This window comes from Pseudomonas sp. TE24901, from assembly GCF_054058375.1.
On record NZ_JBSSAF010000016.1, the window covers coordinates 77333 to 98801 of the forward strand.

General features: G+C 62.3%; 21 protein-coding genes and 2 pseudogenes. 15 read left to right on the forward strand and 8 right to left on the reverse strand.

Annotated elements, in window-relative coordinates; translation table 11 throughout:
* Positions 1-57 precede the first annotated feature (57 nt).
* Complete coding sequence (locus ACVWVP_RS26305) at positions 58-435, reverse strand: hypothetical protein (RefSeq protein ID WP_178925112.1); 378 nt, start codon at positions 433-435, stop codon at positions 58-60.
* A 199-nt stretch (positions 436-634) separates the two neighbouring features.
* Here ACVWVP_RS26305 and ACVWVP_RS26310 point away from each other — a divergent pair, with 199 nt between their 5' ends.
* The 3 genes from ACVWVP_RS26310 (at position 635) to def (ending at position 2484) form a co-directional block, all read left to right on the forward strand.
* The gene (locus ACVWVP_RS26310; RefSeq protein ID WP_176994235.1) at positions 635-820 is read left to right on the forward strand and encodes a CsbD family protein; all 186 of its coding nucleotides are present in this window, start codon (positions 635-637) and stop codon (positions 818-820) included.
* A gap of 170 nt (positions 821-990) precedes the next feature.
* The gene (locus ACVWVP_RS26315) at positions 991-1941 is read left to right on the forward strand and encodes a YihY/virulence factor BrkB family protein (protein ID WP_178925114.1); all 951 of its coding nucleotides are present in this window, start codon (positions 991-993) and stop codon (positions 1939-1941) included.
* Between the two features lie 3 nt (positions 1942-1944).
* Entirely contained in the window at positions 1945-2484 is a 540-nt protein-coding gene (def, locus tag ACVWVP_RS26320) for a peptide deformylase (RefSeq protein WP_178925116.1), read from the forward strand.
* A gap of 134 nt (positions 2485-2618) precedes the next feature.
* Here the strand turns inward: def and ACVWVP_RS26325 are convergent, their stop codons facing one another.
* Together ACVWVP_RS26325 and ACVWVP_RS26330 are read right to left on the reverse strand one after the other, a co-directional pair.
* Positions 2619-3437, reverse strand: coding sequence for a class I SAM-dependent methyltransferase (locus ACVWVP_RS26325; protein ID WP_457408857.1), 819 nt, complete (start codon positions 3435-3437; stop codon positions 2619-2621).
* 59 nt (positions 3438-3496) lie between these two features.
* Positions 3497-3934, reverse strand: coding sequence for a GNAT family N-acetyltransferase (locus ACVWVP_RS26330; RefSeq protein ID WP_178925120.1), 438 nt, complete (start codon positions 3932-3934; stop codon positions 3497-3499).
* Positions 3935-4235: 301 nt separating this feature from the next.
* Between ACVWVP_RS26330 and ACVWVP_RS26335 the strand changes: the two genes are divergently transcribed.
* The 9 genes from ACVWVP_RS26335 to ACVWVP_RS26375 all read left to right on the forward strand — a co-directional run bounded on the left by ACVWVP_RS26335 (position 4236) and on the right by ACVWVP_RS26375 (position 14901).
* Positions 4236-5165, forward strand: a complete 930-nt coding sequence (locus ACVWVP_RS26335) for a fatty acid desaturase (RefSeq protein ID WP_457408860.1) — start codon at positions 4236-4238, stop codon at positions 5163-5165.
* A gap of 9 nt (positions 5166-5174) precedes the next feature.
* Positions 5175-5966, forward strand: coding sequence for a phosphate/phosphite/phosphonate ABC transporter substrate-binding protein (locus tag ACVWVP_RS26340; protein WP_457408862.1), 792 nt, complete (start codon positions 5175-5177; stop codon positions 5964-5966).
* Between the two features lie 108 nt (positions 5967-6074).
* The gene (locus ACVWVP_RS26345) at positions 6075-6584 is read left to right on the forward strand and encodes a sigma-70 family RNA polymerase sigma factor (RefSeq protein ID WP_457408863.1); all 510 of its coding nucleotides are present in this window, start codon (positions 6075-6077) and stop codon (positions 6582-6584) included.
* Positions 6581-7519, forward strand: coding sequence for a FecR domain-containing protein (locus ACVWVP_RS26350; RefSeq protein ID WP_457408865.1), 939 nt, complete (start codon positions 6581-6583; stop codon positions 7517-7519). The genes ACVWVP_RS26345 and ACVWVP_RS26350 overlap by 4 nt, the downstream gene beginning before the upstream one ends.
* A gap of 235 nt (positions 7520-7754) precedes the next feature.
* On the forward strand, positions 7755-10391 hold the full coding sequence (locus ACVWVP_RS26355; RefSeq protein WP_457408868.1) for a TonB-dependent receptor domain-containing protein: 2637 nt from the start codon (positions 7755-7757) through the stop codon (positions 10389-10391).
* A gap of 178 nt (positions 10392-10569) precedes the next feature.
* Positions 10570-11583 carry an ABC transporter substrate-binding protein gene (locus ACVWVP_RS26360; protein ID WP_178925132.1) on the forward strand — a complete coding sequence of 338 codons (1014 nt, stop codon included), beginning with the start codon at positions 10570-10572 and terminating at the stop codon, positions 11581-11583.
* Positions 11583-12509: an aliphatic sulfonate ABC transporter substrate-binding protein gene (locus ACVWVP_RS26365; RefSeq protein ID WP_457408870.1), complete on the forward strand. Its 927-nt coding sequence runs from the start codon at positions 11583-11585 to the stop codon at positions 12507-12509. The genes ACVWVP_RS26360 and ACVWVP_RS26365 overlap by 1 nt, the downstream gene beginning before the upstream one ends.
* A 2-nt stretch (positions 12510-12511) precedes the next feature.
* Entirely contained in the window at positions 12512-13516 is a 1005-nt protein-coding gene (locus ACVWVP_RS26370; protein ID WP_457408873.1) for an ornithine cyclodeaminase family protein, read from the forward strand.
* The gene (locus ACVWVP_RS26375; RefSeq protein ID WP_457408875.1) at positions 13513-14901 is read left to right on the forward strand and encodes an aromatic amino acid lyase; all 1389 of its coding nucleotides are present in this window, start codon (positions 13513-13515) and stop codon (positions 14899-14901) included. Before ACVWVP_RS26370 ends, ACVWVP_RS26375 begins: the two co-directional genes overlap by 4 nt.
* 23 nt (positions 14902-14924) lie before the next feature.
* On the opposite strand, the gene gstA is transcribed toward ACVWVP_RS26375, so the two are convergent.
* The gene (gene gstA / locus ACVWVP_RS26380; protein ID WP_457408877.1) at positions 14925-15527 is read right to left on the reverse strand and encodes a glutathione transferase GstA; all 603 of its coding nucleotides are present in this window, start codon (positions 15525-15527) and stop codon (positions 14925-14927) included.
* Positions 15528-15623: 96 nt separating this feature from the next.
* Here gstA and ACVWVP_RS26385 point away from each other — a divergent pair, with 96 nt between their 5' ends.
* From ACVWVP_RS26385 to ACVWVP_RS26395, 3 genes and pseudogenes are all read left to right on the forward strand, one after another.
* Positions 15624-16493: a LysR family transcriptional regulator gene (locus tag ACVWVP_RS26385; RefSeq protein WP_178925141.1), complete on the forward strand. Its 870-nt coding sequence runs from the start codon at positions 15624-15626 to the stop codon at positions 16491-16493.
* Between the two features lie 167 nt (positions 16494-16660).
* A pseudogene (locus ACVWVP_RS26390) lies at positions 16661-17437 on the forward strand (PAS domain-containing protein); the annotation flags it as partial.
* 138 nt (positions 17438-17575) lie between these two features.
* Positions 17576-17980 (forward strand): annotated as a pseudogene (locus ACVWVP_RS26395) (methyl-accepting chemotaxis protein); the annotation flags it as partial.
* Positions 17981-18093: 113 nt separating this feature from the next.
* Here the strand turns inward: ACVWVP_RS26395 and ACVWVP_RS26400 are convergent.
* The 4 genes from ACVWVP_RS26400 to ACVWVP_RS26415 all read right to left on the reverse strand — a co-directional run bounded on the left by ACVWVP_RS26400 (position 18094) and on the right by ACVWVP_RS26415 (position 21418).
* The gene (locus ACVWVP_RS26400) at positions 18094-18603 is read right to left on the reverse strand and encodes a hypothetical protein (RefSeq protein ID WP_176994219.1); all 510 of its coding nucleotides are present in this window, start codon (positions 18601-18603) and stop codon (positions 18094-18096) included.
* 132 nt (positions 18604-18735) lie between these two features.
* On the reverse strand, positions 18736-20151 hold the full coding sequence (locus ACVWVP_RS26405; RefSeq protein ID WP_457408880.1) for an MFS transporter: 1416 nt from the start codon (positions 20149-20151) through the stop codon (positions 18736-18738).
* A gap of 140 nt (positions 20152-20291) precedes the next feature.
* Entirely contained in the window at positions 20292-20924 is a 633-nt protein-coding gene (locus ACVWVP_RS26410) for a glutathione S-transferase family protein (RefSeq protein WP_457408883.1), read from the reverse strand.
* Positions 20925-20983: 59 nt separating this feature from the next.
* A complete protein-coding gene (locus ACVWVP_RS26415; protein WP_178925149.1) occupies positions 20984-21418 on the reverse strand; it encodes a PACE efflux transporter in 435 nt (144 codons plus the stop codon).
* Positions 21419-21469 lie beyond the last annotated feature (51 nt).

The window sequence follows — 21469 nt, forward strand, 5'->3', positions numbered from 1 at the left end:
TGGCTGGTACACCGCTATCGCAGGCAAGCCAGCTCCCACCGTTTTTTGACTGAGTTTTTACAGGGAAAATTGCGCGAAGCTGATGCCCGCACCTGCTGGTCGCACATCCTTCAGGAACGAATCCTTGTCCGCGCTCAGCTCCAGGGTGATCTCCGGTTTGCGCTTGCCCGCATTGCGCACCACAAGGCCTTCGAGCTTCTCGCGCAGGAACACCGTCGGCACCTTCAGGTGCAGCAACTGGTCGGTCTCGGCGTTGTGCATCAACAGATGGATCCACTCGTACTGGCCGATCGCAATGCGGCCCACCGGCAGGTCGAACCACCAGATGTTGCGCTTGCGGTCCAGGTCGGTGAAATGGCAGTTGTTGACGCCGAGTACGGCACCGCCCAGTTCGGTGTTTCTGCGGGCGATGGCCTGTGCTTTATTGAGTTTCATAACCTTCCTACGGGATCTGTTATTCAGCGTTATAGCCTGAATGTGCCGGGCATTCTCGTGGGTTGGCTGCAAAACATAAAGCCAAACCTGCGGCTGGCGATGAAATGCCCCCTGAAAATAATTGAAACTCTGCCGAACGGCCTCGGGTCAATCTCTAGGTAATGACCAAAACCCTTGATTGTTCTTCTGGAGAAATACCATGGGCAGCACAGCGGATAAGGCAAAAGGTTTGAAAGACGAAGCCGTCGGCAACATCAAGCAAGGCGTCGGCAAAGTCACCGGCAACGACAAACTGCGCGCTGAAGGCGTGGTGCAGGAAAAGAAAGGCCAAGTCGAAAAAGCGATTGGCGACACCAAGGACGCTGTAAAAAAAGCCACCAAATAAGTGCGCTTTCAAGCAGCCCGAACGGCCATCCACGGATGGCCGTTTTTATGTCATCTGTTGCCGCTAAAGTTTCGAAATTGTTTCAAGGTCGCCAAATAGGCTACCTTGATGTAGAAAACGGCCCCTGAGTCGCCCACGACCTCATCCTCTTTGCGGCGAAAGGAGACGCTATGATTTTTCCGGTATTAGACGGCCTCAAGCTTCACAAGGTGCTGGTGCGCACCGTCAAAGAGTTCGTCGATGACGAGATGCCTACCTATGCCTCGGCACTGGCCTACCAGATGCTGTTCTCCCTGTTTCCCTTCCTGCTGTTCCTGATTGCCCTGATCGGTTTCCTGCACCTGCCGGACTTCTTCACCTGGCTGCGCATGCAGTCGGAACTGGTGCTGCCGCCCCAGGCCCTGGAGCAGGTCAACCCGGTGATCGACCAACTGCAGCAATCCAAGGGCGGCCTGCTCTCGGTGGGTATTGTCATCGCCCTGTGGACCGCCTCGGCGGGCGTGCGCCTGATGATGAGCGCGATGAACGCCGCCTACGATGTGGTCGAAGGCCGGCCGATCTGGAAGCGCTTCCCGCTGTCGATCTTCTACACGGTCGGCATCGCCGGCATGCTGCTGGCCGCCGCCGCGCTGATGGTGCTGGGCCCGCAGGTGATGGAATGGCTGGCCGGGCAGATCGGCATGCAGGAATTTGTCGTCACCCTGTGGACCATCCTGCGCTGGCCGTTGATCGTGATCTTGCTGATGTTCGCCGTGGCCCTGATGTACTACGTGATGCCCGACGTAAAACAGAAATTCCGCTTTATCACCCCAGGCTCGGTGCTGGCGGTGGTGGTGTGGATCATCGCTTCCCTGGGCTTTGGCTACTACGTCAAAACCTTCGCCGACTACAACGCCATGTATGGCAGTATCGGTGCGATCATCGTCTTGCTCCTGTACTTCTATATTTCTGCCGCCGTGCTGCTGCTCGGCGCGGAGATGAATGCCGTGATCGAACACATGTCGGTCGAAGGCAAGGACCCCGGCGAGAAGGATTTTGATGAGCACAGCGCCACGGATGAAAAACAACACGTCTCAGGCCTCGGCCGTGACCACTCCAAGCCCACTACCGATGAAGTCTGATCGATGATCCGTGAAATCCTGAAAATGGGCGACGAGCGCCTGCTGCGCATCGCGCCACCGGTCCCCCCGGAAATGTTCGACAGCCCCGAGCTGTGGCAATTGATCGATGACATGTTCCAGACCATGGAACACGTGGGCGGCGTCGGCCTGGCCGCACCGCAGATCGGCGTTGATTTGCAGCTGGTGATCTTTGGTTTCGACGCCAGCGAGCGTTACCCGGACGCGCCTCCGGTGCCGCAGACTATCCTGATCAACCCATTGATCACGCCGCTGAGCCCGGTGCTGGAAGAGGGTTACGAAGGTTGCCTGTCCGTGCCGGGGCTGCGCGGCGCCGTGAACCGCTATCAGCAGATTCGCTACGAAGGCTTCGACCCCAAGGGCGAGCCGATTGTGCGCGTGGCCGACGGTTTTCATGCGCGGGTGGTGCAGCATGAGTGCGATCATCTGATCGGCCGGCTGTACCCGTCGCGGATCACCGACTTCAGCAAGTTCGGCTTTATCGAAGTGATGTTCCCCGACATGGACCCCACTGCCGACGACTAGCTTTCAGACCCAATGAGGTCAAAATGTGGGAGCGGGCTTGCTCGCGAAGGCGGTGGGTCAGTCAAAGATGTTCTAACTGAACCACCGCCTTCGCGAGCAAGCCCGCTCCCACATTGGTTTTGTGTTCAGTCTGATTATTTGGCGGGTTTAACAAACCGCAACGTCATCCGGTCCGACTCGCCAATCGCCACATACTTGGCCTTGTCCTGCTCACCCAACCGCAACGTCGGCGGCAAGGTCCACACGCCACCGGCATAGTCCTTGGTGTCCTTCGGGTTGGCATTCACTTCGCTTTGCCCCGCCAGCTTGAACCCGGCATCGGTGGCCAGCTTCACCACCTGGGCGGTGGTCAGGTAGCCGCTGTCCTTGATGGCTTCCAGGTCCGCCCCGTCCTTGGCCCGATGGTCTTCCACACCCAGCACGCCACCCGGCTTCAGCACCTGATAGAACGCACTGAAGGTGGCTGGCGCGGTGCCGGCTTCTACCCAGTTATGCACATTGCGAAAGGTCAGCACGGCATCGGCCGACGCCGGCTTGCCGAACACCGGCGCCTTGGGATCGAACTCCACCACTTGGGCCTTGGCGTACTGCGCCGGGGCGGCGGCGAATTTCTTCTTCAGGTTCTCTTCGGACGTACGCGCATAGGTGCTGACGCTCGCCGCCTGCACGGCGGCGATGTAATGCCCGTGGTCCTTGAGCAGCGGCGCCAGCACTTCGCTGTACCAACCGCCACCCGGGGTGATTTCGATCACCGTCTGCTTGGCGCCCAGGCCAAAGAACTCCAGGGTCTGCTGCGGGTGGCGATAACCGTCACGGGCGCTGTTGGCCGGGTCGCGCCAGGAACCGGCGAGCACGCTGGCGTATTGCTGGGCGCTGATCGGCGTATCGGCCGCGTGGCTCATGGCTGGGGCGAGGAGGGCGGTGAGGGAGAGGGCTGCAAGCGTCTTGTTCATGATCGTCCTGTATGGGGCCACTGTGCCGTCGAGGCTAGCATGGGCCCTCCACCAGCCGATCACACATTATCGAAGGTCGACCTCACCAACGGTTCTAAGCCCATTGCGATCATCGGCTTGTTGCGCTTGTAGCGCACCAGCCGTTCGCTCAAGGACTGAGGCAATAGCGTTTCCTGGCTGAACCCCATGCGCTGATAAAGCCCCTCAAGGTCCGGATGGCACAGCAGCCACACCGTGCCTTCACTCGACGCCACCGCCTGGCGGATCAAGCGCGCCGCCAGGCCCTGGCCGCGATAGGCCGGGGCCACGAACACACCGGTCAGCCACTGCCCGCCGACCACCGGGGTCAGGCACAGCCCGGCGACAATCTCGCCGTCTCGTGCCACCCACAAACGTCCGCCCTTGAGGGCTTTCATCGACGAGTCGTGGCTGCGATAAAACTTGTTCAGCAGCGGCCACAGCGGCTCTGCCAGCAGTTCCAGGGTCAATTCAGGCATGGTGTTCAAGTGGCGTGATGAAGGGGCGGGGATTATAAGCGCCTTCTGCCGCCCAATAGGTGGTATACCCAGTGCTACATCCCCTGCACGTGGAGTACGTATCATGGCCAAAGGTATGGATTCAAAAAAAGCCGCGAAGAAAAAACCGGCCAAGACCGCCGATGAAAAACGCGCCGACAAGAAAGCCAAGAAATCCGAAACCGGCCTGTTCGGCCATTGAGTTCCAAGCTTAGAACCAAATGATCTGCAAGATTTTCCGGCCTCGCTGCACAGAGCAGGAAACACCTGCTCTGAGCTGCCGATGGCCAACTACCTTGATCTGACCCAACGCCGGGAAATCGAAGCCCTGGCGCAACGCTTTACCGTACGCACCGAATGGCCGACCTGGCTGCTGATCATCGGCGTCTATGCCGGCTGGTTCAGCGTGATGTTCGCCAGCTATTGGCTGGGCCTGTGGCTGAGCACTTTGTTGCTGATCCCGCTGGTGACGCTGTGGCTGTCGGTGCAACACGAACTGCTCCATGGCCATCCCACCCGTTCGCTGTTCGTGAACAAACTGCTCGGTTACGCCCCGTTTGCCGTGTGGTACCCCTACACCCTGTACCGCGACAGCCACCTGCTGCACCACAACGACGAAGACCTCACGCTGCCGGGCATCGACCCGGAAAGCCGTTACCTCAGGCAAGCCCAGTGGGACAGCAGCTCGCTGTTCGAACGCGGTGTGCACTGGCTGACCAAGACCGTGCTAGGCCGTTTCCTGTTGGCCGCTCCGTTGGCGATTGGCCGGCTGGCCCGCCATGAGTGGCAGCGCCTGCCGCAGGTATGGCCGATGTGGCTGTGCCACGGCGCCGTCACCGTACTAATGCTCAGCTTTATCGCCCACTACAGCGCGTTGTCGGTGCTGCACTACCTGCTGCTGGTCAGTGTGCCGGCCTTGTCCCTGGCGTCGATCCGTTCCTACTATGAGCACCGCCCGCACCCGCAACCGGAACAGCGCACCGTGCTCAACGAAGCGTCCTGGCCGTGGACCTGGCTGTTCCTCAACAACAACCTGCACCTGGTGCACCACGACTTGCCGAAACTGCCCTGGTATTTGCTACCCACCGTGTACCGTGCGCGCCGCGAACAGTGGGTGGCGCGCAGTGGTGGGTTCCTGGTGCAGGGCTATGGCCAGTTGATCAGCCGTCACGGCCTCAAGGCCATCGACAGCCCCCGGCACCCTTTTGCGTGAGACAAGACCATGAGTGAGCACTACGCCGAGTTGCTGATGTACGTTGCGCCGGATCACATAAACCAGGCCAACCAGCAGTGGCTGGCGCGTATTCTTGAACGGCTCGATCTCGGTCGCCGTAACGCCGACCACCTCGACCTGCACGGCCTGTGGCTCGCCCCCGAACTGCTCGTCACGCAAACCTGCGGCTACCCGCTGATGACCCAGTTGCGCGGCCAGGTCCGCATCATCGGCCGCCCGCGCTACGAACTGCCCCACAGCAGTGGCGGCGAACATTGCAGCCTGCTGCTGACCCGCGACGACAACCCGCGCACCACCCTGGCGCAGTTCTACGACAGCCGGGGCGTGATCAATGGCCATGATTCCAACAGCGGCATGAACCTGCTGCGCGAACGCCTCGCGCCGTTGCAGCGCGATGGCCGCTTCTTCGCCAGCGTCGGCGTCAGCGGCGCGCACCGCGAGAGCCTGCGCTGGCTACGGGAAAACCGCGCCGACCTCGCCGCCATCGACAGCGTGACCTACGACTACCTGGCCCGTTTCGCCCCGCACGAAGTGGCGGGGCTGCGCCTCGTCAGCCGCAGCGCGCCCAGCCCGACCTTGCCTTACATCGGCCCGCTGAGCTTGAGCGATGAGCAGGTCACCACGATTCGCCAGGCGATGAACCAGGCGCTGCAGGATTTGCCGCAAGTGGTTGAAACCCTGGGCGTGCAGGCAGTGCTCCCGGCCAGCGAAGACGACTATAAGGTGCTGCTGGACTATCAACAGCAAGCCGCCAGTGCTGGTTACTCGGTGCTTCAATAAGGTTATATAAAAATACCTTTTAAATATTATTAAAGAATAAGCAGCCTTGCTAGGATCGCTCCACCGGAACACCGGACATAACGCGCAACCTACTCAAATGGAGCCACTATGTCCGGCGCCGACACTTCTCACAGCGATTACGTGGGCGGATTGTTCCGCAGTCATTACGACTGGCTGTGCAGCCGTTTGCACCGTCATCTCGACTCCCGTGCGCACGCCGAAGACATCGCCGCCGATACCTTTGTCCAACTCTTGAGTTCGCCGGAGGTGGTGCCGATCCGGCAACCCCGCGCCTTGCTCACCACCATTGCCCAGCGCCTGATGTACCAGCTGTGGCGTCGTCGTGACCTGGAACGCGCCTACCTCGATGCCCTCAACAACGACGAAACCTCTACCGCACCCTCGCCGGAAGACCTGGCGCAAATGCTCGAAGCCCTGCAGGCCATCGACCACTTGCTTGACGGCTTGCCGGCCAAGGTCAAGGCGACCTTTTTGTTATCGCAACTCAATGGCCTGACCTACCCGGAGATCGCGGCCGAGCTGGGCATTTCCCAGCGTTCCGTGAGCGACTACATGGCCCGCGCCCTCAACCGTTGCCTGCGGCTGTGCCTGGAATGAACGATGAGCTGATCGACACTGCCACGCACTGGTATGTACTGTTGCGTTCAGGCCAGGCCACGGCGGCGGATTGGCAGCGTTATCACCAGTGGCGCGCCAGTGACCCGCGCCACGAAGCACTGTGTCAGCAACTGGAGACACGTTTGGGGGTATTCCAGATTCCCCTGGCCCAGGGGGTGAGCGGCAAAGTGTTGCAGCAGGCGCTGGACGCGCCTTCCAGTCGGCGTCAGGTGTTGCAGGTCGCGTTGGCCGGTGCTGGCGTGGCAATCGGCGCAGCGCTGCTGGCCAAGCCCATGGGCTTGTCGGATCTGACCGCCGATATCCGCACCGGCACCGGCGAGCGCCGCACCGTCACCCTGGCGGATGGCAGCGAATTACTGTTGAACGCGCAAAGCGCGGCGGATATCCAGTTTGATTCGCAACGGCGCCTGGTGCGCCTGCGTGAAGGTGAGTTACTCGCCAAGGTTGCCAGCGACCGCAATCGACCGTTTCAGATCCAGACTGACCACGCGCGCCTGCACGCCTATGGCAATCGCTTTCTGGTGCGTGAGCGGGAAGGGCAGGGCCAGGTCGTTGCGCTTAACGGTGCGGTGCAGATCGACCGCCAGGACGGCGAGCGCCTGCAACTGGCGGCCGGCCATGAAGTGCACTACGGCCCCACGGGCTTTGGCCCTGTTGAAGCCAGTTCTTCCGCCGCGACCGCGTGGGTCGATGGTTTCCTGCAGGTACGCGACCGTCCGCTGGCCGAGGTGATCGAGGCGTTACGCCCGTATCACAACGGCGTGCTGCGCCTGGACCCCGGCGTCGCTGGCCTGCGCGTCAGCGGCCTGTACCGTCTCGACAATCCCCAGCAGATCCTCGACACCCTGGCGCGCACCTTGCCGATTCACATCACGCGCCGCACCGGCTTGTGGGTGACCGTCAGTGCGGCCTGACCCCCTGTGGGAGCTGGCTTGCCTGCGATGGCATCCCCGCAGTGTGCCTGTGGTACCGAGTTGTCTGCATCGCAGGCAAGCCAGCTCCCACATTGAATGGGTGATCAGTTTAAGGCCAGGACCCGGTTCTAAGGACATAACCAAACGATCTGCAAGTTTTCCCCTCGCTGTCCCACATCACTCCCGTAAGCGCTGCGGGGAGCAGCGTTCTCGAGTTTCCTTGGGGGGAGCCAAAGTGAGTCAGTTCAACCGTGTGCCGCTTCGAACTTTTGCCCTGGTGCCGTTGGCCAGCCTGTTTTTCGCGTTTACCGCCAGTGCCGAAGAGGCGCGCCAGGTCTATCACATCGCCCCTGGCCCGTTGGATGAAGTGCTGCTGAACATCAGCCGCCAGAGCGGCCAGGTGATCTCCTTCACCCCGCAACTGGGCCAGTATTCCTCGGCCAGCGTGGACGGTTCGCTGTCGGCCCATCAGGCCGTCGACGCCGCGCTCAAGGGCACCGGTCTGCAAGTGCAGGTCAGCCCGGAAGGCGCCTTCATCATCAAGGAAGGCGCGAGCAAAAACGCCACTAGCAGCGTCAAGGCCCAGACCAGCGCCGCGCAGGCGCCAACCCTGGATCGCGTGGTCGCCATCGGCACCCGTCGCAGTGACGCCACCGCCCTGACCAGCAGCGCCCCGGTGGACGTGATCAACGCCGAAGAACTCAAGCAGACCGGCGCCACCAGCCTCAACCAGGCGCTGTTCCAGTTGCTGCCCTCGTTCAACTTTCCGCAGAACAACAGCGCCACCCGTGGCCAGGACCCCAAGGGCGCGTCACTGCGCGGCCTGTCACCGGACCAGACCCTGGTGCTGATCAACGGCAAGCGTCGTCACACTTCGGCGGTGGTGAATATTTCCGGGGGCGTGCCGTTCATTGGTGCCCAGCCGGTGGACCTAGACATGATCCCCATCAGCGCCATCGACCACGTCGAAGTGCTGCGTGATGGCGCCTCGGCGCAGTACGGTTCCGACGCGGTGGCCGGCGTGGTCAACATCGTGCTCAAGGAGCGCGACAGCGGCGGCGGTATCAACACGCAACTGGGCAAGTACGCCCAGGGCGACGGCTTCAGCAAGACCACCGACGGCTGGTACGGCATCGGTCTGCCCGGCGATGGCTTCCTGACCCTGAGCTTCAACACCCTGAACAACAAGCCCGACGACATCGGCGACAAGTACGTGGCCGACGGCCAGGTGCAAGACCCGCGCTGGGGCGGTGCCGGGCGTGACAAATACAACCTGGCGGCCAACGCCGAGATCGGCCTGAACGATCAATGGCGCCTCTACAGCTTCGCCACCTTTGGCCAGGACACGTCGGTGAACAACACGCCGCCGCTGCTGGCCAGCAGCCCTAACAACGTGGCGTCGATCTACCCCAACGGCACGATCCCCAAATACCGCTATCGCTATGAAGACGGCGCCATCACCGTGGGCACCCGTTATGAAGATGACAGCATTGGCCGCTTCGACCTGAGCGCCACTTACGGCCGCGACGAGCACGATGAACTGGCCTTCAACACCGTCAACCCCAGCTACGGCGCCAACAGCCCGACCAAATTCAACGTCGCCACCCTGATCAACGACCAGACCAACATCACCCTCGACTACGCCAAGGACCTGGACGTGAACTGGTCCAGCCACCCGCTGACCGTCTCGGCCGGCGTGGCCTACCGGCATGAGCAATATCGCCTGGAGGCGGGTGACTACGACTCCTACTCCTATGGCGGTATCGACAACGTGCAAGTGGGCGCGGTGCAGGCTTCGGGCCTGACCCCGGATGACGCCGGTACCTTCAAGCGCGACGTGGGCGGGGTGTATTTCGGCCTGGAAAACCAGGTCACCGACAAGCTGCAAGTGGGCGTGGCCGGGCGCACCGAGCACTACTCGGATTTCGGCTCGGCCACCACGGGCAAGCTGTCGGCGCGCTATGACTTCACCCCGCAAGTGGGCGTGCGCGCGACGGTCAACAACGCGTATCATGCGCCGAGCCTGGGGCAGATCGGCACGTCGTGGACCACCACCACCAACCTGGACGTCAACGGCAACCCGGTGCTGACCCGCATGCTGCCGGCCGACAACCCTGCGGCCCGCGCCCTCGGCGCCCAGGCGCTCAAGCCAGAAAAATCCACCAACTACTCGTTGGGCCTGGTGCTGCGACCGACTGAGCACGCCTCGTTGACCGTCGACGCCTACCAGATCTCGATCCGCGACCGGCTGTTGTTCAGCGGCGGTATTTCCGGGCCGTTGGCCGAGCAGATCCTCACCAATGCCGGCTACGGCCAGTACTCCTGGGCGCAGTTCATGACCAACGCCGCCGACACCCGCACCCGGGGCGTCGACATCGTCGGCAAGTACAACATTGACCTTGCGCAGTTCGGCGACCTGAACCTGTCGGCCGGCTACACCAAGGCCCGCACCACCATCGAGAAGGTCCACGAAAACCCCAACGGCTTCGAAGTGCTGACCCGCGAAGCCCGTGGCTTTATCGAGCATGGCTACCCCGAGGACAAGCTGGTGTTCGGCGCGGTGCACAAGATCAGCCAGTGGACCATTGCCCTCAACGAAACCCGCTACGGCAAATACCGCAAATACGCGGCTGCCGAAGCCAACGCCCAATACGACCAGACCTTCAGTGCGCAATGGACCACCGACCTGGACGTGAACTACGCGTTCACCAAGCAACTGCGCGTCTCGGTGGGGGTGAACAACCTGTTCGACAGCAAACCCGACGACTTCAACACCCGCCTGCGCCAGACGCCCGGTCAGCAATACAGCTACCTGTCGCCGACCGCGCCAGAGGGGGCGTTTTACTACACGCGGCTCAGTTATGACTTTTAACCGATCTTGAGTACCGCAGAGATCAAATGTGGGAGCGGGCTTGCTCGCGAAGACGGTGGATCAGTCACCGGATGCATTGACTGGCACACCGCATTCGCGAGCAAGCCCGCTCCCACACAAGCCCGCTCCCACACTGGTTTTGCGTTGTTCTCGAAATCGAATCACCAAGAGGCTACACATGAAAAAGATCAAACACCTGCTCGGTGGCTCGCTACTGGCCCTGGCCCTGGTGGCCCAACACGCGCCCGCCGCCGACGCGGTCAAGCCGATCCACTTCGGTGACATCACCTGGGAAAGCGGCAGCTTGATTACCGAAGTGCTGCGCGTGATCGTCGAGAAAGGCTACGGCCTGCCCACCGACACCTTGCCCGGCAGCACCGTGAGCCTCGAAGCCGCCCTGGCCAAGGACGACATCCAAGTGATCGGCGAAGAGTGGGCCGGGCGCAGTCCGGCGTGGGTCAAGGCGGAAAGCGAAGGCAAGGTGTTCGGCCTGGGCGACACCGTCAAAGGCGCCACCGAAGGCTGGTGGGTGCCCGAGTACGTGATCAAGGGCGATGCCGAACGGGGTATCAAGCCGCTGGCGCCGGACCTCAAGTCAGTGGCCGACCTGGCGCGCTACAAAGACGTGTTCCGCGACCCCGAAGACCCGAGCAAAGGGCGCTTCCTCAACAGCCCCACCGGCTGGACCTCCGAGATCGTCAACAGCCAGAAGCTCAAGGCCTATGGCTTGACCGACACCTTCGTCAACTTCCGCACCGGTTCCGGTGCGGCGCTGGACGCCGAGGTGGCGTCCTCGATCCGTCGTGGCAAGCCGGTGTTGTTCTACTACTGGTCGCCGACGCCGCTACTGGGCCGTTTCAAGCTGATCAAGCTGGAAGAGCCGCCGTTCAACGCCGAGGCCTGGAAAACCCTGGCCGACGCCCACAACCCGCACCCTATCGGCACCCGTTCGTTGCCCGCGCATTTGGCGATTGGCGTGTCGGCGCCGTTCAAGGCGCAGTATCCGCAACTGGTGACGTTCTTCGAGAAAGTCGACCTGCCGATCGACCTGCTCAACGGCACCCTCGCGCAGATGAGCGAGAAGCGTGAGCAACCGCGTCAGGTTGCGTTGACGTTCCTCAAGGAACAACCACAAGTCTGGCAACAGTGGGTGCCGGCGGACGTCGCGGCCAAGGTCAAGGGGGCACTCTAATGCTCAAGGTTCTCGTTGCAGCCGTTTTATCGCTGGTCGCCGGTCACGTGCTGGCGGCCGACCCGGCCACCTTGCGCATCGGCTACCAGAAAAGCTCGGTGAGCATGGTGCTGGCCCGTGAGCACAAGCTCTTTGAAGCCGCGCTGCCCGGCACCCAGGTGCAGTGGATCGAGTTTCTCGGCGGTCCGCCGCTGATCGAGGCGTTGAACGGCGGCAGCCTGGACATCGGCAATATCGGCGACATCCCGCCGATCTTCGCCCAGGCGGCTGGCATTGATTTGCAGTACTTCGCTGTCGAGCCCAATGAAGGCAAGACCGAAGCGGTGCTGGTACCCAAGGCCAGCACGATCCAGAGCGTGGCCGAACTCAAGGGCAAGCGCGTGGCGCTGCTCAAGGGCTCCAGTGCGCACAACCTGTTCTTGAAAAGCCTGCTGCGCGCCGGTCTGCAATGGAAAGACGTGAACGTGGTGTACCTGTCGCCGTCCGATGGGCGCGCCGCGTTCGAGCAGGGCAAGGTCGACGCGTGGGTGGTGTGGGACCCGTACTACTCGGCCGCCGTGGTCGACGGTTCCGCCCGCGTGTTGGGCGATGGCCAGGGCCTCAATCCGGCCGGGAGTTTCTTTGTGGTTAACCACCCGTTCGCTCAACAGCACCCGCAGGCCGTCGCCACGATTATCCAGACCCTGGCCAAGGCGCAGCGCCTGTCCCTCGACCAGCCCGACGACAGCATCGCCCTGATGGCCAAGACCCTGGGCCTGCCACCGGCGGTGGTGCGCAGCTACTTCGAACACCGCTCGCCCGCGCCGATCCGCCCGCTGCAAGCCGTCGACGTCGCCAACCAGCAACGCACCGCCGACCTGTTCTTCGCCAACGGCCTGATCCCTAAAAAGGTCGATGTGCAGCAAATCGTCTTCAAGGCCCCTTAATCATGCAACCGATCTACATCGATTTTCTCAACGGCCTCGACATCGATGAACTGGGCCTCTCCAACGACGAAATCCTCACCGCCATCGAAGCCAGCCTGGCGATCCAGGGCCGGGGCGAGGCGGTGATCGAGCCGCGCACCCACTTGATTCCCGGCGGCGAGATCAACGGCCACTTCAACGTACTGCGCGGCGTGCTCGGCGGCAACATCGGTTACGCGGGCGTGAAAGTGGTGGGCGATTTCGTCGACAACTACCGCAAGGGCCTGCCTTCGGAACTGGCGATCCTCAACCTGCTGGACCCGGCCACCGGCATTCCCAAGGCGATCCTCGACGCCTCGGCCATCACCGATATGCGCACCGGCGCGGTCACTGCCATCGGCGCCAAATACCTGGCCCGGCCCGACAGCAAAGTGTTGGCGCATATCGGCGCCCGTGGCACCGCATACTGGAATGTGCGCTTGCTCGACCACCTGTTTGACTTCGAGGAAATCCGCGTGCATTCGCGCCGCAGCGAAAGCCGCGAAGCCTTCGCCGAGCGCCTGCGCCAGGACTTGGGCAAACCGGTGATCGTCACCGAGGATTGGGAAAGCACCGTGCGTGGCGCCGACATCGTGGTCGAGGCCTCGCGCCTGGATCAGCCCGAGCCCTTGCTGCGCACCGACTGGATCAAACCCGGGGCGTTTGTCGTGCCCTACGGCACCATGAGCGCGGTGGAACTGTCGCTCACCGACATCATGAGCAAGTTGGTGGTCGATGATTGGGGCCAGTGCAAGGGCGGTCTGTTTGGCGCGTTACGTGCCCATGTCGACGCCGGAAAACTCAGTGCCGACACCCTGCATGCCGAGCTGGGGCAGATCGTTACCGGCTTGAAAAGCGGCCGGGAAAACCCTGAAGAAACCATCCTGTTCTGGCATCGCGGGCTGAGCCTCAGCGATATCGCCCTGGGCCACGCCCTGCTGGAAAAAGCCAAGCGCCTGGGGATTGGCCAGCGGTTGCGCTGGGCATGATTGAGCTGGATCCCCAAGGCCTGGCGCTCGCGGATTTATTGGCGATTGCCCGGCAGGATGCATCGGCCGACTTTACCCCTCTGGCCCGTCAACGCATCGAAGACGGTCACGCATTGCTGCTGAAACTGGCCGCCGAAGGCACACCGATTTATGGCGTGACCACCGGCCTCGGCGCGGCGGTGGATACGCCTGTGGCACCTGTGCAGGCAAACATCCCCCTGGGCCGGGCGGTGGGGGTGGGGCGCCTCGCCAACCGACAGGAAGTGCGCGCGATCATGGCGGCGCGGCTGGCGGGGTTGGCTCAGGGCCGTTCGGGCATTTCACCAGAAGCGGCGGATGCGTTGCTGGCGCTGCTCAATACCGGGGTCGAGCCCGAGGTGCCGTTGCTCGGCTCGTTGGGTGAGAGTGACCTGGCGCCCTTGGCCCATCTGAGCCTGGCGTTGTCGGTGCCGTTGACCGGCAAGGACGGCCTGGCGCTGGTCTCGGCGAATGCCGCGAGTGTCGGCCTGGGCGCCTTGCTGGTGGCCGACGCGCAGCAGGTTCTGGATGCGTTGCTGGCGGCGCTGGCGCTTTCGTGCGAGGGCTATCGGGCCAACCTCAGCCCGTTCCAGCCGTGGGCGTCGCGCTTGCGAGCGGCACCGGGGCAGGCCGAACAATCGGCGGCGTTGTTGCAGTTGTTGGCGGGCGGAGACTTAGCCGATAGCCCGCGCCGCTTGCAGGACCCGTTGAGCTTTCGCTGTGCCACGGTGGTACAGGGCGCTGCGCAGCAGGCGTTGAAACAGCTGCATGAACTGATCGAGTTGGAACTGCGCAGCGGTGCGGATAACCCAGCGTTGATCAGCGAAGAGGCGCGGGTGTTGGCCACGGCGAATTTTGACAGTACCCACCTGGCACTGGCGGCCGAAGGCCTGGGGTTGGCCTTGAGCCGAGTGGCGGCGTGCAGTGCCGAACGCATCGCCAAACTGTTATCGCCTGCGTCCAGTGAGCTGCCACGGTTTTTGATTACCCAGCCGGGGCATGTCGGGATGGCGGCGTTGCAACGTACCAGCTCGGCACTGGTCGCCGAGATCGGGCACTTGGCCAACCCGTTGCCGGCGGTGAGTGTGCCAGTGGCCGATCGCGTGGAAGATTACGCCGGTCAAGCGCTGGCCGTGGTCGACAAGACCCGCCGTTTGACCGAACGGGTGCTGTGGCTGGCGAGTATCGAGCTGATCGTCGCCGCGCAGGCCGTGGACCTGCGTGGCCCGCTGCAGCAGGGGCAGGGCGTGCGGCAGGTCCATGAAGCGGTGCGCCGCCACGTGGCGCACCTGGACCAGGACCGCTCCGGTTCAGTGGACGTGCTGGCACTGAGTGCCTTCCTCCAAACCACCCCCTTCCCCCTGTAGGAGCCGGCTCCTACGGGGAGAGGTCAGGCGGCTTCGATGGCCAGTGCGGTCATCACCGCTGGCCGCTCACTGATGCGCTGTTGAAACGCTGCCAGCGCCGGCCATTCCTGCAGGTCGATGTCGTTAAACGCCGCCCAGCGCAGCACCACGAACAGGTAGGCATCGGCCACCGAATACCCGGACTCCAGCAGGTAATCCTGGCGCTCAAGCGTCTGCACCAGAATCGCGAAACGCTTGTGTAACGTGGCGAGGAACATGGCGCGCACGTCGCCCTGGATCGCGCCATTGAAGAAGATCGCCAGGCCGCCGTGGATTTCGCTGGCGATGAAGTTCAGCCATTCCTGCAAGCGCACGCGCTCCCAACTGCCATTGGCCGGGGCCAGGCCTGCTTCGGTTTTCTGGTCGGCCAGGTATTGCAGGATCGCGCTGGCTTCGGTCAGCACTTGGCCATTGTCCAGTTGCAGCGCCGCCACGTAGCCCTTGGGGTTGATCTGCAGGAAGTTCTCGCCGTTGGCGGTGGTTTTGGTCTGGTTGTCCACCCGCACCAGCTCGAACGGCAGGGCCAGTTCGCGCAGCACGATATGCGGGGCGAGGGAGCAGGCGTGGGGGAAGAAATACAGTTTCATCAAGGGCGACTCCTTAGGGTTTGCGCCAGTCTCACGGGCATGACACCTTGCGTAAAATTAAACCTTCAGAGCCCCGCCATAAGGACAGCTACTGCCATGATGAACCTGATGCACTGGCGCCTGCTGGTGGCCGTGGCCGACCACGGCAGCATCACCGCCGCCGCCGAGCGCGTGGGCATGACCCAATCCGCTGCCAGCCAGGCCATGGCCGGTATGGAGGCGACCCTGGGGGTGCAATTGTTTACCCGTGAGCCGCGCAAGACCTTGCCCACCGCCCTAGGCTTGAGTGTGATCGAACAGGCGCGGGTGATGCTTGGAGCGTTGCAGACCATTCGGACCACCGTCGATGAAGCGCGCCCGCTGCTGCGTGGGAGCATTCGTATTGCCAGTTTCCCTATGGTGCTGGCGACGTTTCTAACACCGTTGCTGCAACGTTTCCGTCAGTTGAACCCCGGTATCGAGGTCACCACCCTGGATGTCACCGACAGCGAAGTGCACACCCTGCTGGAGGCCGACCTGATCGACCTGGGCGTGGTGCTCAACCCCAAGCCCGAGCGCAAGGCCACGGTACTGGGGCGTGATTTCTGGATGGCGGTGCTGCCGGCCGAGCATCCGCTGGCGCTGCGCCCGGCAGACGCGACGGTGTCGCTGGAAGAGTTGCTGGAGCAACCGTTCGTGCTGGCCACCGGTGGTTGCACCGCCAACGCCCGTAGCCTGGGAGCCGCAGCCGGGCTGAGCCTGCGTGATATCCGTGTGGAAGTGCGTGAGTTCAACAGTGCCTTCAGCCTGGTCCGTGAAGGCGTCGGCGTGACACTGGTGCCCGAAATGGCCTTGCCGGCCCAGCGAAATGGCCTGCGTGTCATGCCGTTGACGGTACCAATGCACCGCGAATTTGCCTTGGTGGGTTCTCCAACACGGCCTGCTTCGGCGGCGGTCAGCGCATTGTTAAAAATGCTGGCTGACTAGTGACCTTGCATAGCGCCAAGCCCTGTCTATGCTCACCCAGAACCGTGATGACGCTTGCCATATAAAGCGATTCGGATGGTTTGTTCCCCATGAAAGGTTTGCCAGCACTATCCAACTTATGAATGGAATGCGCCTTCCAGGCGCCGGGAATCAAGGGTGATCTGACCATGTTCAACCGCCATCACAAATCCGACCTGCAAGAAATCGAACGTTTCTCCTGTGCCCTTACCGAAGCCAACGCCAAACTCGCCGCCATCAGCCGTTCCATGGCGATGATCGAGTTTGACCGCAATGGCGTGATTCTCGATGCCAACGATAACTTCTGCAAAGCCATGGGCTACACCGTGGAGGAGATTCGCGGCAAACATCATCGGGTCTTCTGCGAAGAGGCCTACACCCACACCGAGGCCTACGCCAAGTTGTGGCGCGACCTGGCGCGGGGCGAGGCCCTCAGCGGCACCTTCATGCGCTTGAACAAGCGCGGCCAGGAGGTGTGGCTGGAAGCCAGCTACATGCCGGTGCTCGACAGCCAGAACCAGGTACAGAGCGTGATCAAGGTGGCGTCGGATATTTCCGCGCGGGTCCACCATGAACACGAAAACCAGAGCCTGATCGACGCCATCAGTCGCTCGATGGCGGTGATTGAGTTCACCCCCCAGGGCCAGATCATCAACGCCAACGACAATTTCCTGCGCACCGTGCAGTACTCGCGCGAAGAAATCATCGGCCAGCACCACAGCATGTTCTGCCATCGCAGCGAGGTGGAGTCGCCTTCGTACAAGGCGTTCTGGGCCTCGCTCAACCGCGGCGAATATCACTCCCATCGTTTCGAGCGCAAAAACAAATACGGCAAGACGCTGTTCCTGGAAGCGTCCTACAACCCGATCTTCGACACCAACGGCCGCTTGTACAAAGTGGTGAAGTTCGCCAGTGACATCACCGACCAGGTCACCACCCTGCGCACCGCGGCGGATTCGGCCCACGCCACCTCGGTGCAGAACGACGCCTGCGCACGCAAGGGCTCGGAGGTGGTGCAGCAAACGGTGCAGATCATCGAAGAAATCTCCCACGACCTGAACCAAGCTGCACAAAGCATCGATGCTGTGAGCAAGCAGTCGGACATCATCGGTGCCATCGTGCAGACCATCCGCAGCATCGCCGAGCAAACCAATATGCTGGCGCTCAACGCGGCGATTGAAGCGGCACGCGCCGGTGAGCATGGGCGCGGGTTTGCGGTGGTGGCCGACGAAGTGCGCAGCCTCGCGGCGCGGACCAGCCAGGCGACGGTGGAGATTGTGGATGTGGTACGCAAAAACCACGACCTGTCGGTGAGCGCGGTGTCGAGCATGCAGTCGAGCTTGAGCCGCACCGGGCTGGGGGTGGAACTGGCGAATGAGGCGGGGCAGGTGATCCTGGAGATTCAGGAAGGCTCACGGCATGTGGTGGATGCGATCAGTCAGTTCAACTCGACGTTGCAACTGCAATAACTGAAGCAGCTCAAACCTGTAGGAGCCCGGCTTGTCGGCGATAGCGTCCCTGAGATCAACATCGAACTCAAGGGCCTCATCGCCGGCAAGCCGGGCTCCTACAGAATGTGGTGTCAGATCGCGGCCAGGGTTTCTTTCACGGCTTGTGCCGGGTCAGTGGCTTTGGCTGCGACTTGCTGATCCTGCTGCTCCTTCACGCGCTCAGCCACTTGCTTGGCGATCGCGTCCTGTTTTTCCTGCGGCATGGCCTGCACTTCTTCCTCGGTCAAACCCTGTTCCTTGAGCAGTTGCTCACGGATACGCTCGGCCGGAGTTTTGTTCATGTAGTCGGTGAAGTCAGCGCGGGCGGTGCTGGTGCTGGAGCCGGCTGCGGGCACATCAGTGGTCGCCGCAGGGGCTGCGGTGGTGGCTTGCAACTGCACGCGGGTCTTGGCGAAGGCCTCGTCGATACGGTCGTTGGCCTTGTCCAGGTCCTTCTGCGCAGCCGGTACGGTCACGCTTTGCTGCGCAGCCTGCAGGGCGCCGCTGTACAGCGTGCTGGCGGCGGCGTTGGCCGGGTCCATGTCGGCACGCTTGAGCTGTTGCACGGTGGAAATGGCTTGGGTGTTGTTGTTGATCAGCATGATTGCTCACCTGGGGTGTGTTCGGTGCCACAGGTGGAGCAAATAGCGTGCCGGGGGCGATAGCCCCGTATTTATTGGGGCTGGCGCGGCCGTCGCGGCAAGTATTGTCCTGTCGACGGCCGATCCTTGCCGTCAGTGGGCGATGTTCTCCAGCGCCAGGTTGCGCGTGCGTGGGCCGAACCAACTGATGGTGATCATCACGATCAGCATGCTGCTGGCAATGAACGCCAACACGCCGGGCGTGCCCAGGTGGTCGAGGATCAGGCCGATCAACAGGCTGCTGAACACCGTGGACAAGCGGCTGAACGAATAGCAGAACCCCACCGCCCGCGCACGGATGTTGGTGGGGAACAGCTCGCTCTGGTACGAGTGATAACTGAAGCTGAGCCAGGCGTTGCAGAAGGTGATCATCACCCCGCAGATCACCAGGCCCACCGCCGTGGTTTGCAGGGCGAACAGGCTGCCGAAGATCATCGCGCCCAGGGCCGAGCCGACGATCTGCCATTTGTTCTCAAAGCGATTGGCCACCTTCACGAACAGCAACGGCCCCAGCGGGTAGGCCAGGGTGATGATGAACGCGTACATCAAACTGTGGGTCACGCTGACGCCCTGGCCCGACAGCAGCGCCGGCAACCAGTTGCCGAAGCCGAAGAAACCAATGGCCTGGAACACATGGAACACGATCAGCATCAACGCGCGGCGGCGGTACGGCGGTTGCCAGATATCGGCAAAGCGGCCGCTGCCTTGCACGCTGACGGGCTCGGGCTCCGGCGCATCCAGGGGTTTGCCGTGATCCTTCTGGCAGCGGGCTTCCAGAGTGTCGAGGATCGCACTGGCTTCCTCGAAGCGGCCTTTCTGTGCGAGCCAGCGCGGTGATTCCGGCAGGCGTTTGCGCAGCCACCAGATAAACAGCGCAAACACCGCACTGGCCAACACCACCCAGCGCCAGCCGGAAATGCCAAACGGTGCCTGGGGCACCAGCCACCACGACATCAGCGCCACGGCCGGCACCGACAGGAATTGCACGAAAAACGCGAAGGCAAACGCCGAGCTGCGCATGCGCTTGGGCACCAGTTCCGACAAGTAGGCATCGATGGTCACCAACTCGATCCCCAGGCCAATGCCCACCAAAAAACGCATGCAAATAATGCCCAGGGCGGAGGTCTGGATCCCCATCAACACTGTGGCGACGGTGTACCAGACCAGCGCGAAGGTGAAGATTGCACGGCGGCCGAAACGGTCGGCAATCGGGCTGAGCAGGCTGGCGCCAAGGAACAGGCCGAGGAAGGTCGCCGAGGCGAACGCGGCCTGGTCCGAGAAGCCGAACACACCCTCGCTGCCGGTGTGGAACAGCCCGTCGCTGATCAGGCCAGGGCTGATATAGGCCGTCTGGAACAGGTCATACAGCTCGAAAAAGCCGCCTATCGACAGCAGCGCCACCAGGCGCCAGACGGTGGCGACGGCGGGCAGGCGGTCAATGCGTGCGCTGATATGGGCGGCACGGATCGGGTCGATGCCGTCAGTGGCAGAGGCAGTGAGTGTCGACATGAGCGAGATTCCAGGAGCAGTGGCCTGGAATCTTAGCCGGCTAACGGAAATCGGTGTGTGTGAAGTTGCCTGTGTTTGGCCTCACATTCACCGATTTATTGCGCCAAGGCCTTGTGTTTGCAGGTTTTATGGCGCGGGGCTCAGTTGTGACCGTCCAGGGCGAACTTCTGAAAACCTGGGCGCTGGCTGAGCCGCTGGTAATACGCCTCGACCGCCGGGTAGGGCGGGTGCTCCAGTGGCGCATTGCGCCAGCGGTGTACCGACAGGCCGACGAGGATGTCGGCGAGGCTGAACTCATCGCCGGCTACATAGGCGCCCGTTTTCAGCAACTGTTGCTCCAGCAGGCCCATCTTGTCATTCCAGGCTTGCACGCCCGCGCTGATGCGTTGCGGGTCCTGGTAGTCCGGGTTCTGGCGCACCAGGGCGTGGAACGCGTAGCCCCATGATGGGTTGAGTTCGGTGGCTTGCCAGTCCATCCATTGCTCCACCCGGGCCCGTGGGGCGGGTTTGGCAGGCAGCAGGTCGTGGCGTTGGTAGAGGCCTACGAGGTAACGGCAGATGGTGTTCGATTCCCACAGCACGCCATGGTCGTCGATCAGCACCGGCACTTGGGCGTTGGGGTTCAGGGCGAGGAACTCGGGGGACTGGGTAGGGCTGTAGCCGATGCCCCAGTCTTCACGGTGGTAGTCGATGCCCAGTTCCTGGCAGGTCCACAGGACTTTTCGCACGTTGATGGAGGACGTGCGGCCCAAGATTTTCAATGAGTGTCCCATGGTGCTTCCCTGTCGCTGAAAATGACCTGAAGGAATCTAGCAGCGGTGCACGCTCGAAGCTACGTCGATGTGGCGGGTAGCGCCGATGCGGGCAGGCCGAAGGTGCGGTCGAACAGCCAGTTGAAGGCAAAGGTGTAGCAGGGGATGAACAGGATCAGCGCCAGGTCCAGCAGGAACGCCTGCACGAGGCTCACGTTCATCCACCAGGCGATCAGCGGAATCAGGAACACGATCAGCGTCAGCTGGAACCCCACGGCGTGGGCGATGCGCCGTTTGACTGTGCGCGTGCGGTCATGCTGGCGGCTTTCCCAACGCTCGAACAGGGTGGTGTAGATGAAGTTCCAGGTGACCGCAACGGTGGTGATCACCACCGCCAGGGGCCCAGTGCTGGACGGGTGTGTGCCGGACAGCAGCGCCAGGCCGAGGGCCGAGAAGGTCATGCCGATCAGCTCATAGAGCGACACATACACCAGTTTGCGTTTCACGCCTTGCATACCGCTTCCTCTTTTTTCGGGTGACAGGAACGTCACAAGGCGCGGAAGATA

Excerpts from the sequence above, each read along its gene's own strand:
- ACVWVP_RS26410 (WP_457408883.1), bottom strand. The coding sequence starts at position 20,924 with ATGGGACACTCATTGAAAATCTTGGGCCGCACGTCCTCCATCAACGTG.
- ACVWVP_RS26405 (WP_457408880.1), bottom strand. The coding sequence starts at position 20,151 with ATGTCGACACTCACTGCCTCTGCCACTGACGGCATCGACCCGATCCGT.
- ACVWVP_RS26305 (WP_178925112.1), bottom strand. The coding sequence starts at position 435 with ATGAAACTCAATAAAGCACAGGCCATCGCCCGCAGAAACACCGAACTG.
- ACVWVP_RS26335 (WP_457408860.1), top strand. The coding sequence starts at position 4,236 with ATGGCCAACTACCTTGATCTGACCCAACGCCGGGAAATCGAAGCCCTG.
- ACVWVP_RS26325 (WP_457408857.1), bottom strand. The coding sequence starts at position 3,437 with ATGAACAAGACGCTTGCAGCCCTCTCCCTCACCGCCCTCCTCGCCCCA.
- ACVWVP_RS26400 (WP_176994219.1), bottom strand. The coding sequence starts at position 18,603 with ATGCTGATCAACAACAACACCCAAGCCATTTCCACCGTGCAACAGCTC.
- ACVWVP_RS26350 (WP_457408865.1), top strand. The coding sequence starts at position 6,581 with ATGAACGATGAGCTGATCGACACTGCCACGCACTGGTATGTACTGTTG.
- ACVWVP_RS26340 (WP_457408862.1), top strand. The coding sequence starts at position 5,175 with ATGAGTGAGCACTACGCCGAGTTGCTGATGTACGTTGCGCCGGATCAC.
- gstA (WP_457408877.1), bottom strand. The coding sequence starts at position 15,527 with ATGAAACTGTATTTCTTCCCCCACGCCTGCTCCCTCGCCCCGCATATC.
- ACVWVP_RS26345 (WP_457408863.1), top strand. The coding sequence starts at position 6,075 with ATGTCCGGCGCCGACACTTCTCACAGCGATTACGTGGGCGGATTGTTC.
- ACVWVP_RS26385 (WP_178925141.1), top strand. The coding sequence starts at position 15,624 with ATGATGAACCTGATGCACTGGCGCCTGCTGGTGGCCGTGGCCGACCAC.
- ACVWVP_RS26310 (WP_176994235.1), top strand. The coding sequence starts at position 635 with ATGGGCAGCACAGCGGATAAGGCAAAAGGTTTGAAAGACGAAGCCGTC.
- ACVWVP_RS26415 (WP_178925149.1), bottom strand. The coding sequence starts at position 21,418 with ATGCAAGGCGTGAAACGCAAACTGGTGTATGTGTCGCTCTATGAGCTG.
- ACVWVP_RS26330 (WP_178925120.1), bottom strand. The coding sequence starts at position 3,934 with ATGCCTGAATTGACCCTGGAACTGCTGGCAGAGCCGCTGTGGCCGCTG.
- ACVWVP_RS26375 (WP_457408875.1), top strand. The coding sequence starts at position 13,513 with ATGATTGAGCTGGATCCCCAAGGCCTGGCGCTCGCGGATTTATTGGCG.
- ACVWVP_RS26360 (WP_178925132.1), top strand. The coding sequence starts at position 10,570 with ATGAAAAAGATCAAACACCTGCTCGGTGGCTCGCTACTGGCCCTGGCC.
- ACVWVP_RS26315 (WP_178925114.1), top strand. The coding sequence starts at position 991 with ATGATTTTTCCGGTATTAGACGGCCTCAAGCTTCACAAGGTGCTGGTG.
- ACVWVP_RS26365 (WP_457408870.1), top strand. The coding sequence starts at position 11,583 with ATGCTCAAGGTTCTCGTTGCAGCCGTTTTATCGCTGGTCGCCGGTCAC.
- ACVWVP_RS26370 (WP_457408873.1), top strand. The coding sequence starts at position 12,512 with ATGCAACCGATCTACATCGATTTTCTCAACGGCCTCGACATCGATGAA.
- def (WP_178925116.1), top strand. The coding sequence starts at position 1,945 with ATGATCCGTGAAATCCTGAAAATGGGCGACGAGCGCCTGCTGCGCATC.